Genomic DNA, 15,697 nt, shown 5'->3' on the forward strand with positions numbered 1-15,697 from the left:
AAAAAAGAAACGATAACAACAAAAACAATTGTCAACCTTTTTCAGGACAGGACATTGGATTTGTTGAGTTAAACGCTAAACAACAAACAACAAACAACTAAACAGCTAAACCCCCGCAGGGCTGAATGCTGACCGCTGACTGCTGCCTGACAATTACCATTAATTTGTGCTGACCGGTGAAACGCTTGCATCTTTGGTCGGAAAAGCGTATTTTTGCAGCCGGTTTATTCTGAACGATTTATATTAACAAAGGAACATAAAGATGATTAACTCACAAGACATTAAGAAAGGAACGTGTATCCGCCTCGACGGAAAACTTTATTTTTGTATCGACTTCTTGCATGTAAAGCCCGGAAAAGGCAATACGATCATGCGTACGACGCTGAAAGACGTCGTGAAAGGCAACGTCATCGAACGTCGTTTCAACATCGGCGAGAAGCTGGAAGACGTACGGGTAGAACGTCGCCAGTATCAATACCTCTATCAGGAGGGAGAGGAATATATCTTCATGAATCAGGAGACGTTCGAACAGGTGCCCATCGCGCGTGATCTGATCAACGGGGTCGATTTCATGAAAGAAGGGCAAACGGTCGATGTCGTTTCCGACGCTTCGACCGAGACGATTCTTTTCGCCGATATGCCGATCAAGGTTCAGCTCGCAGTGACGTATACCGAGCCGGGACTGAAAGGCGATACGGCCACGAATACGCTGAAACCCGCCAAAGTAGAAACCGGAGCGGAGGTACGCGTACCGTTGTTTATCAACGAAGGCGACATCATCGAAATTAATACGCAGGAAGGTTCGTATACCGGTCGGGTGAAATAATTGACCGCCGACGTGAACGTATCATAAGATGTAGACGACGATGGACGAACGACTTCGCATCAAAGAGCTGGCGGCGGAAGACCGTCCACGCGAAAAGATGCTGCTCAAAGGCGCCTCTTCACTGAGCGATGCGGAGTTAATCGCCCTGCTCATCGGTTCGGGAAACAGTCAGGAGACGGCCGTACAACTTGCTCAACGCATCCTGAATAGCGTCGGCAATAATCTGAATGCGCTCGGGAAGCTGACGGTCAGGGAGCTGATGGCGTACCGAGGCATCGGCGAGGCTAAGGCTGTGACGATTGTCGCCGCCATGGAGCTCGGACGGCGGCGGGGATTATCCGAGCCGCCCGAACGCCCCCTCATCCGATCCAGCGAGGATGCGTTCCGGCTGTTTTACCCGCTTCTGTGCGATTTGCCGCACGAAGAATTGCGGGCGGCCTTTATCAGCCGCAGCGGGAAAGTGATCGAGCAGGCCGTCATCAGCCGGGGAGGAACGAGCGAAACTTCCGCCGATCTGCGCATCGTGATGAAAGGGGCGATCAACACGTTGTGTTCCGGCATTATCTTGTGTCACAATCATCCGTCGGGGAATATACAGCCCAGTCCGCAGGACGACCACCTTACGACACGACTTCAAAAAGCGGCGCAACTGATGGATATCCGTCTACTCGACCATATCATCATCAGCGACAAATCTTATTATAGCTACGCCGACGAAGGCAAACTTCCCGACAACGTTTCGGTGTAGAGACCCTTATCTTTCGGGAGACAGGCCCGAGACCAGAACAATGAGAATGTAAAACAACAGAAACAATGGACAATGAATTTCTGAAAACAGAAGAAGAAATCGTGAAGATGCTGCGAACGGTTTATGACCCGGAAATTCCGGTCAACATCTACGATCTCGGACTGATATACAAAGTAGAGGTAGATGAGAAGCAGAACGTGGAAATCGACATGACGTTCACCGCTCCCAACTGCCCGGCGGCCGACTTTATCATCGAAGATGTGCGGCAGAAAGTCAGTTCGATCGACGGTATACAGAACGCGCAGATCAACATCGTCTTCGAGCCTGAGTGGAACAAAGACATGATGAGCGAAGAGGCCAAGCTCGAACTCGGTCTGTTGTAACCTCGCCCCCGAAGAACCCGTGAAGAAAATCTACTTCGCATCCGACGTCCACCTCGGCAACCGCTATTCGGACGACCCGATGGCGGCGGAGAAACGTCTCGTCCGATGGCTCGACGAAATTAAACACGATGCGGCGGCCGTGTATTTCCTGGGCGACGTCTTCGACTATTGGTACGAATACAAATACGTCGTGCCGCGCGGACACGTGCGTTTTCTCGGTAAGATCGCCGAGCTGAGCGACCTCGGTGTCGAAATTCATCTATTTATCGGGAATCACGACATCTGGATGTTCGACTACCTGCCGCAGGAAATCGGGGCCCTTATACACCGCCAGCCCCTCGATACGGAGTTGCTGGGCAAACGTTTCTTCCTCGCACACGGCGATGAGGTCGGTTATCAGCCTTTCAAATATCGCTTTATTCAGCGTATCTTCCGCAACCGGTTGTGCCAGATTCTTTACGCCACCATTCACCCGCGATGGACGTTCGGCTTTGCCCGTCACTGGTCGCTCAGCAGCCGTAAGAGCGGACTCGCCGCCGAACGGCTGGCAGCCGCACAGGCACGTAATATTCAATCGCTCGAAGCCTTCGCGAAAGCATACCTTCTGACGCATCCGGACACGCGCTTCTTCCTCTTCGGTCACCTGCATCTGATGGTCGACAAACCCATTAGCGACCATACTCGCCTGATGATTCTCGGCGACTGGATGCAATTCTACTCCTATGCCGTCTGGGACGGCCGGCAGCTCGAATTGAAGCAATATTGAAGCACTCTTCTTTTTCCAATCGAGAGACGTCTATTCTTGCTTCACGTTATTCGACTGTAATCCATACCGATATCATCTTCCTCTTAGCGATTGTATGAATCGGTTAAATACAGACACGTCCGAAAGAACGATGCGTCCTTCCAATACATCGCCCGGTTGCATGGTAACCGTCGGAGGAAAAGCGATGCGCACTTCGCGTTGGCGACCATCGCTACGTGCCGGGATCGTCGAGATATGCGAAACGGTCGCTTCCGACGAACCGGATAGCGGGTCGTGAATCATTACCCGGTTTCCGTGTCGCATCAATAGGATCCGGTCTTTAGGTACAAGGGCAAGGCCATAGACCGTATCATTCGATTGCTCGATGACGATATCTACCGACACCGTTTCGCGATAGGGGATGTACATCGACAGGATGCACAGCGCAGCCAGCGTCAAGCCGATGATCACCGTGCCATAGCGGAGTAATACAGGGGGGATCTGTCCGATAATGTTACGGACTTTCTCGCTCCGCAGTTCGATCGATTTCCGTTCTTCCATGTTTACTCTCCCAATTCTAACTGGTTACGTACTAATTCATAATACCGTCCTTTCCGGGCTGTCAGTTCGGCATGCGTACCGATCTCCGCTATTCGTCCGCCTTCGAGCACGACAATCCGGTCGGCATGCTTGACGGTGCTCAGGCGATGTGCTACCACAACGACTGTCTTGCCTTTATAAAATTCCGAAAGATTCTCTACGATCGCTCGTTCGTTATTCGCATCCAACGCATTCGTGGCCTCATCCAGAAAGACAAACGGCGGGTTCTTATACACCACTCGTGCGATCAGGATACGTTGTCGCTGTCCCTGACTGACCCCTTGTCCATCCTGCCCGATTTTCGTATTGTATCCCAACGGCAAACTTTCGATATACTCAGCAATATGAGCCGTTTGGGCGGCATGACGCAGACGGTCGGTATCGATCTCATCGTCCGAGACCGCGATATTGCGGGCAATCGTATCCGAAAACAAATATCCTTCCTGCATCACTGCACCGCATTGCGTGCGCCACCATGCGGGATTGAATTGCGACAAGTTCTCACCGCCGACGAGCAGTTCGCCTTCGTTCGGCATGTAGTAGCCGAGCAGCAATTTGATCAAGGTCGTTTTGCCGCTTCCGCTGGCCCCCACGATGGCCGTGACCTTCCCCTGCGGGATGTGCAAGTCGATGCCTTCCAGTACATAATCCGGCCGGGCACCATCGTACCGGAAGCAGACATTACGAATATGTATATCCGTCTCCACATCAGGAGGTAGAGCCGTTATGGAACGGCCCGTTTCTTCGTCGTTCTGTTGGGTATGAATCTCATTCATGCGATCAAGGCTGATGCTGACATCCTGCCATTGATAGATAAAACTCATCAGCTGCTCTACCGGACTGTTGAGCTGCCCGATGATATATTGAATCGAGAGCATCATACCCAAGGTCAGACTGCCATTGATAACAGCCGTAGCCGCTAATACCGTCACAAGGATGTTTTTCAGTTCGTTGATAAAGATACCGCCTGCCTCCTGATTTTGCCGCAGGTTGAGCGATTGCATGTTCACGTCGAACAGGTCGGCCTGTACATCTTCCCACTCCCATCGCTTACGCTGCTCACAGCCTTGCAACTTAATCTCCTGCATACCGGTGATCAATTGGTAAACGACATTACGGTTCATCCCCTGCTGTTCGAACATCTTATAATCGAGCAGACGTCTTTTCTTCAGAAATATCCGGATCCATAACCCATAGAGTATGCTTCCGGTGATGAAAACGGCAAAAATCGGGGGATGGTAGACGAACAGTACGATCGAAAAGATCATAAAGGTGAAGACGGAGAAAACGATCGAGATCGTTTGATTGGTCAGGAAGTTTTCGATGCGCCGATGATCTTCGATGCGTTGCAGCAAGTCGCCTGTAAGCTTGGTATCGAAAAACTTCATCGGCAGCTTCATCAACTTGATAAAGAAATCGGAGATCAGTGAAACGTTGATGCGCGTACTGATGTGCAGCAGAATTTTCCGGCGGATAAAGTCGATGGCCGTACGACTGAAAAGCAGGACCATTTGTGCGATCAGCACCAGCCAGATAAAGCCGATATCCTTGCCTTGAATCCCTGTGTCGACAATGGCCTGCGTGAGGAACGGAAAAATAAGTTGCAGCAGGCTGCCGATAAACAACCCCAATATCAGTTGTCCGAAGAAGCGCTTATATTTGATCAGGTATTTCCAGAGGAAGCGGATACGGTTTTCCGACGGTGCCCGGTCGCCTTCCTGCTCGTAAAATAACTGTGTCGGTTCCAGCAGCAAAGCGATGCCTTTCTCTTCGCCACCAGTGCAGGTGCTGATCCAGTGCCGGCAGAACGCTTCGCGCGAATAGGTAACGAGTCCCTTGCCCGGATCAGCGACCGAAACGGTGTATTCTTTCTTCTTTTTCCGGATGGCATATACCACGACAAAATGCTCCTGATTCCAATGCACGACGCATGGAAGCAATGCTTTCTCTGCCAACTTGTCGAACGTCAGTCGTCCTCCCACGGTGCGAAAACCGATCTGTTCGGCTGCTTTGCTGATACCTAAGAGCGATACTCCCTCACGCCCGATAAAACATTGCTTGCGCAGATGATCCAGCGTATAATGTCGCCCGTAATGTGCAGCAATTATCGTCAGGCACGCCGGCCCACAGTCCATCGCATCGGGTTGTTTGACAAAGGGGAATTTCATGCAATATTTGATGACTATAGTCGACTATTAATACTTTCTGCGCCGGTTCGGCGTTGGCGGGATTGCTTCACCTTATCCGACCCAAAACGATAGGTGAAGTCGAGGCGGATGGATCGATAGTCAGGAATGACCAAGCTCTCTGTGTCGATGTTCCCGTAACGGAGGGTGGATCGCGACTTATTCCAACGGAAGGGGTCGTTCAGTGTGATTGTTACGGTGCTGCGATTGTTCCAGAGCGACTTCTCGATAGCCAGATCCGTAGAGCCTCGCGTTTTGAAGCGCCGCGCGAGATACCACATAGGCGTGACGACGAAGCCGTTCAACTGCATTCTCCATCCGCGCCCCCAATCGAAGCGGTTGCTGAGGCGCGCGTTGGCATAAAAGAAGGTCTTGTGGAAGTCGTCGCCCATAAAACGTGACCGGTAGGACCGGCAGAAGCCATTGGCGTTGACGTTCATTGACCAACGCGAATAGATGCGAAAGGGCAAGTTCAGCGAAAGGGAATAGAAGTCCGAGCGCCCGAAGTTTCTGTAGACATATGATTGTTCACGCGTGGCATCATTCTGCGACGGCTCCTGGACAATCATACCGTCCGTGTGGGTATAGGAGAGTGAAAGGTTATAGTTGCGAAAACGATAATTCAGTTGCAGGTTGTGGCGGTAGCTCGGGGAAAGATTGGGGTTGCCTTCTTGGTAAGTGTTGGGCGACGTGTAGAATCGGAAGGGATTCAGGCTGCTGAAAGAGGGTCTGTCGACTTTTCGTGCATAGGAAAACGAGAGCGATTGGTCTTGGCCTAAGGCGTATTGTGCTGAGGCGGAGGGGAAGAAGTCCCAACGGCAGTGCGTGAAGCTGGTGTCGCCCACGACCTGATAACCGTTTTGAAACGTGTATTCAGCCCGCAATCCGGCCGAGAGACTGAAGCGTTGGCCCCACTCGCGGCTGAGGTTGATGTAAAGCGCCGCGATTTGCTCTTTATAAATGAAATGGTTCGACTGGGCGGTGTTTTCGATCCACGTATCGGAGGTGTCGAGCGTGAAACCCGTCAAATCGTTGTCGCGCTTGATATGGCTTAGCTGAGCACCTGTCTCTAAACGTGTGTCGGCAGGGAGGCGCCTCTCGTAGTCTGTCTTAAGCATCCATACGTCCGTCTTTTGTTTCACGCCATGGCCCCTGCCATTATGCGGGCGGAGTTCTCTGCCGGCGGCATCTATGTAATTGAGCTTCATCTGCTGCTCCTGCCGGTGGTCGGCGTAAGAATAGACGGCGTCTGTGGTCAGGCTCGCATCCTTACTCCATGTCCAAACATGATTCATATCCAACGAAAAGAAGTTGGATGTAATATCCATCGTAAGTGGGGAGATGATACTTGAATCGACCTGTGTACTGCCGAGGCGTCGGATCTCTGTTGTGGAGCGATTGGTGTTGCCGCCATCGTAGCGTTGAGCTTTCGCCAGGAAGCCGATCGTGTGGCGGTTTGAGGGGAACCAATCGATACCTATCGAGCCATCGTGCGACGTTCCGCTGGGGCGATAGATGCCGTGTTCGGAGTATTCGAGGGGGACGGCGAGGGTACGATACCGATTCACGTCGTAGAATTGCTGCTCGTATCGCCCATTGTCCAGTCCATAGTTGCCGTAGACGTTTAGTTTACTTGTGTGATAGTTGGCGTTGAGGGTAGGAGAGAAGGCGAGTCCTGTAGTTTTGAGGTAAGAGGCCAAGGCGGCCGTCCCATTGTAACCCTCTGACTCGTCACGTCGCAAGCGGATATCTATAATGGCACCCGAGTGGGCGGCCTCATAGCGCGACGAAGGGTTGGTGATCAGTTCCACCCGCTCAATACGTTCGGCCTGCAACGTTTTGAGAAGTCTGTTCACGGCTGTTCCGGTCAAATCGGCGGGCTTGCCATTGATATAAACGATAGCGGGCTTGCCAACTACGGATAATCCGCCACCCGATTCGGCGATGACGCCTGGCAATTCGCGTATGACGTCTGCGGCGTTCTTACCAGCGATGAGCATGTAAGCCTTGGGGTTGACGATCATGCGATCGGGCTTCTGCAAGACCGGCGGCGCTGTCACCGTTACCTCTCCCAAACCGACGGTCGTTTCCTGTAGGGTTATCGTGCCCGCATCCGTGTCGACGCCGCGCACGTCGACTGGTCGGCGAATAGTCTGATAGCCGATCAAACGCACCTCGAGCATGTAGTGCCCGTCGTGGATATTGTCGAATTGAAATATGCCTTTGTCGTTCGTTACACTGCCTTTGAGTAGCGCGGAATCGGCCGTGTAAAGCGCTGCGGTAGCAAACTCCAGTGGTGTTTTTTCTTGCTCTTTTACGACAAAACCACTCACCGAATGCTGAGAGTGTACCCAAAATGAAATAGAAAACAATAATGTACTGACGAGTATATTATATCTTATTATTTTCCGCATGCTTTATCGTAGTTAGATAATACTGTATGATAAACATCTCGACATCAATTTCATTGTCCTTTTGAAAGCAAAAAGTCTTACTTCTTCCTTCCTTATAATCTCTGTAATTTTGATAACAAGGGCCTGTACATATCGGCAATAATTTGCATGATAAGCACATTTCGTTATCGAAATTACTTTGTGCAAACATCATTTCGTTTATTCCTGCATTCCATATGATATCTCCAGTTTCACTCAATTCTCCACAGATGTATTTTTGAGAATAATCCCTTGCCGTACAACGATACACTTTTCCATCGAAATTAATATGTGCAAAATTGAATTTATCCACATAGCACTGGTAGTGCTTTTTGACAGAAAAACTTCCACAAACCGAAGGTGCAAAACCCATATCTAATGCAGTGTTAATTCCTTTTAGCAAATCTGTCGTATCTTTTTCTCCTCTTGTTTGCCAAACCCTTTGAAAATCAACCCGTATATTTTTTCGTATTTGTTGGGGAAATAACGACAATGTTTCGCTTATGTCATGTTTTAAAATATCATTCGTATAATTTACCCTTAAGATAATACTAACATCAGGTATATTTTTGCATATACGTGTTATATTATCAATAATTTTATCAAAGGAAGGGCGTCCATTTTGATTGCGAACCTTATCATGTGTGCTTTTGTTTCCATCCAATGTGATTTGAAAATGGGACATGTTTATTTCTTTTAAGAAATGGATTTTTTCTTTTGATATAAGAAATCCGTTTGTAGTCGCATTTGTTCCAAATTCCACATTGTATTTCTCACAAAGTTCCTTTGCTGATAATGATATTGGATAAATAACTTGTTGTAAATACAGCATTGGTTCTCCTCCAAACCAACTTATTGTTAATTTGCGTATCTTTCCTCCAGATGTAAGATTTTCGATTAATCTCACGATTCTTCGCTGTGTTTGATCGGACATTTTCCCTGGAATCGATTTTTCGTAACAATACCAGCAACTGAAATTACATTCCAATGTGGGATTAATGATAAGATGAAAAGAGTTATCGAAAACTGCAATTCGATTGTTTAGCTTGAATAACTCTACTTCATTCGTCAAATCCTCTACGATAAAATTATTTTTTACCATAAAGTTTGTTAGGTTATTACGACCATCTGGAGCTTCTATATACCGTTTAACCTCATTAAATTCATCTCCTTTTGAAACAGAAAACACTTTTCCGCTTACACCATTAAAACAGATCACTCTATCTTTATATGGAACAAAAAAATTATATCTACTTCCCTTCATATTTCATTATTTGCATATTAACAGATAGGATTATTTGGTTACATAGAATGCTTAATCAATAAGTCTAATTTTCTACATAAAGCCAAGCAATCCTATCCTAATCAACTCCGTTTAAACCGGCATACCATTTCCTTGATCTTGGCCACCGCCATGACCTGAACACCCTGCAGCACAATTGCCTTGATAACAATTGTATGTAGCTGAAGATTCCTCCGAATAGCCACCAAGGATGTTTTCCATCTCCATTTCACTCAATGTCTTTTCAGACAATTGAATATCTTTAATCTTATTCATGAGATAATCATTTTTTCTTCTTCCTACTCGTTTCGCTTTTCGAAATCCGCGTCCATTGTTTGATGCAGTTTCCCGGTATGATGATACCGGTTGGAGATTGCTACACTGCCATACTCGCTACTGTACTTCGCTTTCGGCAGACATAAGAAACTAGGTGAAATATCTTTTTTACAATTTCTGCAGTGCCTTTTCCGGCTTGTTTGTGATACATCGTGAAAATCGTATTTCCTCTGTGTTTGTCTCTCTTGTGCGAACAAACGGTTTTCAGAGTTCTCAAAGTATATATGCCTTATGGCATTCGGTCCATTCTGTTCCGGCAGTTCCTTAGGCTGCCCTGTTTTCGTGTTTTCGTGTTCAAATAACGCACATCTGCTTGTGTCGAACAAGTTTCTGTATGCAAATGCAAGTGATCACTATCAACTTTTACCTTTTAGGGGGTAAAGAGTCCGCAGTGAGGGCTTCCATGATTTCCTTTCGTTCGGTTTTTACACTAGTCGAAGAGATCATACATCTCGATTGCGAAATAACACCATACATCGGATTTGTCCAAATTATACACATTAAAAAAACATAATAAATAATTTTCTTGTGCAGCAATCATCGTCAGGCACGCCGGCCCGCAGTCCATCGCATCGGGTTGTTTGACAAAGGGGAAAAGCATATGGTTATCTTTTGGAACTTTCTATTTTGTTGTATTCCTGAAGACTTTCGGTCTGCTTGATGCTTACCTTTTTCCCTCCTCTGGAGGAGTATGAAAGCGATATTTGCAGATATTGCTCATTCGTTTGGTTCGCATAGCTCTTCCAGAGTTTGGGCGTATCGGTTTCGATGACACGTCCTTTTCGGAAGAGTTTACATTTGAGCCGGCATTCCAACTTGCCGTTGAAGAACTTTTTGTATACACTTCCGCTCATTTCATATACAGTCCGGTACCGTTCGTTGGTAAACATATAGGTCGGTTCGTAATATCCTTCGAGTGTGGCACCTGCATTCTTGGAGAACGTGAAGTTGTTGTTCATCGAAAAGTAATATTTGGACTGGTTGCTCACTTTAAAATCTTCCGTCTCCGAACCGTACAGGGAATACATCGCATTGGCTTTCAGCCCCCACCACGACGTGGGTTGGAGGCGTGTCTCCAGATTGATTCCCAGCAGTGTTTCGTGATGACCGTTTTTGGGCATCATGTAAGTGAGCTGCGGATTCTCGGGGTCTACCTGAGTAGAATGATAAATCGGATTTTGCCCATACATATATATGCCGCTGATCGATACTTTGTCAAACAGTTCTAACCCGGCCATCACCAAGCTTTGTTTCGGGGCAATCAGCTCAGGGTTGCCTCTGATGTATGAATGTTCGCTCTCGTATTTTCGATAAGGACTTATTGCACTGTACGGCATCTCATCGACGCTTCTTTTGTACGACAGCATAAACAGATGTCCTTTGTCGGGATTGATCATGTAGAGCAAATCGGCCGAAGGATAAATGTCCCAGTCCGAATATTTGCTGCTTGCTGTCCGGTCGGATGGATGGTACTCGATCAAGCTCTGTTGTAGCCTGAGTCCGATTCCGTACTGGAAATTGTTGATCTGTCCCTTGAACTCGGAGAAGATAGCCGGCATCTGCCCGCGTGCTTCGGGTTTTTCGGTGATGTTTCGGAAGTCACGCAGGTCGTAATCCGTACGGATCAACCGATGACTCACTCCGGTGTTCAACGCGTTGCCGGATGCGAAGTGTTTATCGTAAGAGATTTGTGTTTCCATCATTCGGGTGATTTGCCGGGAGCGGCTTTCGGTGACTCCGGCGACGTATTCCTTGCCAAAAATCCTGGTTTTCATTCTGTCCTCTTCGTTATTCTGAAGATAATCGGCTACGACGGCAAGCTCGCTACCGTTCTCGTCCGTGACGTAATTGTATCGGGCCGTAGCCTGATACCGCAGGTAGTCGTAGGGTGTTTCGACGGTCGATCGGCTGAGCGTTTTCCCCTCCGTCGTGGTCGTCTCGCTTCGTACGTCATTGTTCGGCTTGGCATGGTGGGTGGAGAGAAAGAAAGAAGCGCCGAGAGTCTGATTCTCCGTTAGATCGTATGTAAGACTCAGCCGGTCATGAACATATCTTCCCCAACTACGGTATTGTTCGACTGTATTGATCTTCGTGCCCGACTGCCGAAAAAGAGTTTGGTTTTCAATATCCCCGATTGCTTTGGAATCGTTGTAGTAAAGGCTGTTATAAAGGCTCAGCTTTTTGTAGCGATAACTGTAGGTAGATGTGAGATAATCGCCGGTGAAACCGTATTGACTCATAAAAGTAGCTCCTGCGCTTAGTCGTCCGTAGTATCCGCCCTGCGGTTGCTTTTTGAGTTGAATCCGGATAACGGCTCCTTTGATCGAGGCGAACTCTTCACTCCCGGCCAGATAATCGACTTTTACCGTCTGAATCTGCTCTGCCGGAATGGCGGCCAGCTCTTTCTGATCTTTGATACGTATGCCGTCCAGATAAATCACGCCGATGTTTTGTCCCAGGACTTTTAAGAGCCCGTTTTCGGTCGTTATACCCGGCAGAAAAGGAAGCAATTCATCGGCCTGCTTGCCCTGAGCCGTTTCTTCACCCTGAAGATTCACCGCATAGCCCCCGGGACTTCGCTTTATCCTTCGGGCTGTGACAATTACATCTTCGAGTTGTTGTGCGATGGCGTTCAGCACAATTATTCCCGGCTCGCCTCTCGACGGATCGATCTCTTTCGTTTCATAGCCCAGCATGGAGATACGCAGCATCGATTGGCCGGTATGGGCGGAAGAGATTGCAAATTTCCCTTCCGTATCGGTGATCGTTCCCGTGATCAAGGTCGTATCGGGCAATGCATACAGCGCGACATTCGCAAACTCGAGAGGTTGGTTCCGGGTATCGACCACGCGGCCGGTGATCTGTGCCGAAAGTGGGTAGACGATACCGCCCAGCAGAAAAATCAGCATGCTTTGAAATGTTCTCATGATGTTTTGGTGTTTATGTAAATGAACGAGTCGAATTTAATTTTTATTATGTACGAGGGGGGGATCGCACATCTTCTTTTCTCCTTCCCTGTATGCTTATAGACAAGTAGAGCGGATGGGAGGTTACATTTCTCAGAAGAAAGAAAGGTGCTCCCGAAGTCCGTTCATAAAGAGATACCCTCTTCTTTACTTTTTACCACATTGTTCAATTTAATTTTTGACTTGTTATTTTTTCTGAATGTGTAGCGTAGCAATATCCACGGACGCCCTGACATGCTCGTCATCTCTTGCCGATGATATGCAGCATACGTATCGGCCTGCGTAGTCGTTTCGGTTGACAACTTCCCGATAAAATAAGGTAGTGCTACGGCAATATAAAAATCTTTCGTAAAATTGTAGTTTACCTGAATCTGAGAGTAGGCTGGTGTGAGCTGTCTGATGCGCGAAAGAGGCGTGTATTCGTAATTCCGATAGTCAATATCACCACCAAAATACCATTTCTTATAACTGTACCATAGACCGGCACTGAGTGAAACACTTGACTTGAAAGACATTCCTGAGAAATAATCCGTAAGATGATATGCCCCGATATAGACGCTACCGCGGTTTTCTTTCAGATGATACTGAATGGTTCCTCCGGCCGAAAGGGTGCTGAAGCGACCCGAGTTTCTATATGTATGAACAAAGATGTCGTTTTCACTGTAACCGAATGGCTCAATAATGTCGGTCGAAATATCGTACGAAATAGACGGGGTAACATAAAATCCCTTTTTATTAATGGTCTGAGACAACTTGAACTGATGTTTTTGCTCGGGTAACAATTCGGGATTTCCTTTCGTGATTACGAGAGGGTCGGTAGAGGTATTGTAGGGATTCAGATGCCCGACTAAAGGAGCCTGGTTAGTTAATGTATAGCCCATTCTTATAGAGTATTCTTTACTGAAGCGATAAGTAATGCTTAACGCTGCACGCGGTTTGATATAGCCGTTCGACACATCGCCTGCTTTCAGATGTATGCCTTCCAGACCCGCCGAAGCCATATACAACAGATTCCCGACCTTGCTGCTAAATGAAGCATACAAATAGCTATTCCAGGCCTTATGAAGGAATACGGGAACTTTATCACTTACCTTATCAATGTGATCGTTTATGTAGCGTGTCGACATTCCGATGTTTAAACTATTGGCATCTTTCCAGTCGATTGAATAATCAAGGTTCAGGTTGGCCGATGAACGCTCACTGTCATATCGATAAAGGAAATCATATAATTTACCGGAGTACGTTTCGTTGCGTTCTCCATTGTTTTTATCCCTGTTTTTGTTGTAGGCAAGTGTGACTTCGAATCGTTGATTAGGTGAAAAATCGTGTAGATAATAAAGACTTGAAGTGAGTACATACGCGTTGTTTTTATGAAGCGACACATAATCAAAGGCCCGTAACGAGTCGGTTTTGAAAGAGCCGTCTCCCCAGCTCCTAATTTTCTTGTCATTTTGTCTGCCATATATATGAGCCGCAAAAAAATCCTTGTCAGTCAGACTCCATTTGAAGAGTAGTTCACCTAGAAATTCTCGACTGTTATTTCTTGTCTTTCCCGTACTTTGCTTGAGATACTCTGTGTTTCTCTGCCACATATCCGAATGGCTGTCGTCTTTATGGATCATATTTCCTGCCAATCTTCCATATAGAGAATATTTCGGATTTCCTATCTCGAAATAAACGACTCCCATACTGTTCCGCAATGGAATATCATGTCGCGTAGCCGTCTGAAAAAACAAATATGGTTCACGTTTCTTTTTCAATTTGATGTTCAGTATGTGTTTGATACCCTGTTGTACATAGCGAGCACTGACCACGTCGATCACTTCGACGGACTCAATGTCTTTCGGATTAATCGGAGCTATTCCTGAATGCATCATTTTTCCATTGATCAACACCTGCATCTTTCCTCCATCTCGCATGCCGACCGATTGCATCGCCTCGTTGACCGCCAGTCTTGGAATTTCTCGCAATGCACGATACGGATCACCGCTGTTTCTGGCCTTTTCGGACAGATAGAATATTTCGCCGGTCGCTGTGCGTTTCACCAAATCACTTTTCTTGGCCGTAATAACAACATCGTTGAGCCTGATATTTCTCTCTTCCAACAATACGAAGTCGGCATGTATGCTACGCTGGATCATACATTTCTCCTCAAACGGAGTAAACCCCGGATAAACGATTTGTAGCCAGTATGTCCCCTCGGGAAGTTCCCGAATCATAAACCTTCCTTTCTCATCACTTAGTCCCGCCGCAAACAGCGAGTCGTTTATCGAGAGTAAGATTTGAACACCTGTCAACGGATTTTTCTCTTTATCCGTAATTTTGCCGGAGAAGGAATATTGTGCGAATCCTCCATATGTCCCAACAATCAGAACAAGGAATAAGATCGTTTTTTTCATATGATATTTTTTCAAATAGATATAACTCTACAAAGCGACAAATACCACCATAACGGAGTTGTACTTATCTCATCTTATTCTTCTTTTTGACTTAATTCATTTTTTAACAAATGAAACTTAAAGGAGTATACCAGATAGTCTTTAGTGTCCATATTCATGGCGTCGAAAGTACAAATAAAATTTCCTTTATGTGCTAATAACTGTTTGTTGCACGGTCCGAGGCATGCTGGAAACCATTTGCATTCTTCACATTGTTTCTGGGCTAAGTCTTTGAACCAATAAGATTGTTTATTTAAGTCCCAATTTACTTGTCCTGTTTCGAGGTTTAATTTACCCAAAGACGCTTGGTCGTTAAATGAAGAAATAGTGGAACATTTAAAAATTTTTCCATCATAATTAAATAGAGTTTGTCTCTTTCTTTCAGCAAAACAAATATATCCTTTGGGCATAATGTAATAATCAAGTAGGAATTTCTCATTGAAAAATTTTTGAATTGCGGAGTAGAGTAACTGTTTATCAATTTTTTCAGTTGAAACTTGCCATACCTTTTTTAGTATCACATAAGAGGTTCTTCTATTTAAAAAGGTAATATCATCTATGATCTCATCTATCTTCTAATGTCTGATTATTAAAATTTACTCTAACAGCAATCGAACGGTTAGGTATACGACTATCCTTCTTTGTTTAATTTGTCTATTATGTCTACTGAAAGATTCATCAATGTATTCATCTCATTTACATTTTAATTTTCTTTTCTACTCGTTTCGCTTTTCGAAATCCGCGTCTCTTGTTTC

Annotated in this window: 12 protein-coding genes; 4 read left to right on the forward strand and 8 right to left on the reverse strand. The window is 46.5% G+C overall.

The features are described 5' to 3' along the window. Positions 1 to 262 precede the first annotated feature (262 nt). The 4 genes from efp (at position 263) to Q4A89_RS09850 (ending at position 2,723) form a co-directional block, all read left to right on the forward strand. Positions 263 to 826 (forward strand): elongation factor P, encoded by a 564-nt coding sequence (efp, locus tag Q4A89_RS09835; RefSeq protein WP_124752574.1) that lies wholly within the window; start codon positions 263 to 265, stop codon positions 824 to 826. A 40-nt stretch (positions 827 to 866) separates the two neighbouring features. Beyond that, complete coding sequence (radC, locus tag Q4A89_RS09840) at positions 867 to 1,574, forward strand: DNA repair protein RadC (RefSeq protein ID WP_303185231.1); 708 nt, start codon at positions 867 to 869, stop codon at positions 1,572 to 1,574. A gap of 65 nt (positions 1,575 to 1,639) precedes the next feature. Next, on the forward strand, positions 1,640 to 1,957 hold the full coding sequence (locus Q4A89_RS09845) for a metal-sulfur cluster assembly factor (RefSeq protein ID WP_303185233.1): 318 nt from the start codon (positions 1,640 to 1,642) through the stop codon (positions 1,955 to 1,957). Between the two features lie 79 nt (positions 1,958 to 2,036). Then, positions 2,037 to 2,723 (forward strand): UDP-2,3-diacylglucosamine diphosphatase, encoded by a 687-nt coding sequence (locus Q4A89_RS09850; protein WP_368389508.1) that lies wholly within the window; start codon positions 2,037 to 2,039, stop codon positions 2,721 to 2,723. 72 nt (positions 2,724 to 2,795) lie between these two features. Here the strand turns inward: Q4A89_RS09850 and Q4A89_RS09855 are convergent, their stop codons facing one another. The 8 genes from Q4A89_RS09855 to Q4A89_RS09890 all read right to left on the reverse strand — a co-directional run bounded on the left by Q4A89_RS09855 (position 2,796) and on the right by Q4A89_RS09890 (position 15,463). Further along, positions 2,796 to 3,263: a hypothetical protein gene (locus Q4A89_RS09855; protein ID WP_303185235.1), complete on the reverse strand. Its 468-nt coding sequence runs from the start codon at positions 3,261 to 3,263 to the stop codon at positions 2,796 to 2,798. Between the two features lie 2 nt (positions 3,264 to 3,265). Then, positions 3,266 to 5,470, reverse strand: coding sequence for a peptidase domain-containing ABC transporter (locus Q4A89_RS09860; protein WP_303185236.1), 2,205 nt, complete (start codon positions 5,468 to 5,470; stop codon positions 3,266 to 3,268). 14 nt (positions 5,471 to 5,484) lie between these two features. Next, entirely contained in the window at positions 5,485 to 7,902 is a 2,418-nt protein-coding gene (locus tag Q4A89_RS09865) for a TonB-dependent receptor (RefSeq protein ID WP_303185238.1), read from the reverse strand. Next, the gene (locus tag Q4A89_RS09870) at positions 7,880 to 9,184 is read right to left on the reverse strand and encodes a radical SAM protein (RefSeq protein ID WP_303185240.1); all 1,305 of its coding nucleotides are present in this window, start codon (positions 9,182 to 9,184) and stop codon (positions 7,880 to 7,882) included. The genes Q4A89_RS09865 and Q4A89_RS09870 overlap by 23 nt, the downstream gene beginning before the upstream one ends. A 111-nt stretch (positions 9,185 to 9,295) precedes the next feature. Beyond that, positions 9,296 to 9,478: a hypothetical protein gene (locus Q4A89_RS09875; protein WP_303185242.1), complete on the reverse strand. Its 183-nt coding sequence runs from the start codon at positions 9,476 to 9,478 to the stop codon at positions 9,296 to 9,298. A 665-nt stretch (positions 9,479 to 10,143) separates the two neighbouring features. Next, positions 10,144 to 12,465, reverse strand: coding sequence for an outer membrane beta-barrel protein (locus Q4A89_RS09880; protein WP_303185243.1), 2,322 nt, complete (start codon positions 12,463 to 12,465; stop codon positions 10,144 to 10,146). A gap of 164 nt (positions 12,466 to 12,629) precedes the next feature. Next, on the reverse strand, positions 12,630 to 14,903 hold the full coding sequence (locus tag Q4A89_RS09885; protein ID WP_303185244.1) for an outer membrane beta-barrel protein: 2,274 nt from the start codon (positions 14,901 to 14,903) through the stop codon (positions 12,630 to 12,632). A 74-nt stretch (positions 14,904 to 14,977) separates the two neighbouring features. Further along, positions 14,978 to 15,463 (reverse strand): SPASM domain-containing protein, encoded by a 486-nt coding sequence (locus tag Q4A89_RS09890; RefSeq protein WP_303185247.1) that lies wholly within the window; start codon positions 15,461 to 15,463, stop codon positions 14,978 to 14,980. Between the last annotated feature and the right edge of the window lie 234 nt (positions 15,464 to 15,697).

This window comes from Tannerella sp., assembly GCF_030528505.1.
Taxonomy (GTDB): Bacteria; Bacteroidota; Bacteroidia; order Bacteroidales; family Tannerellaceae; genus Tannerella.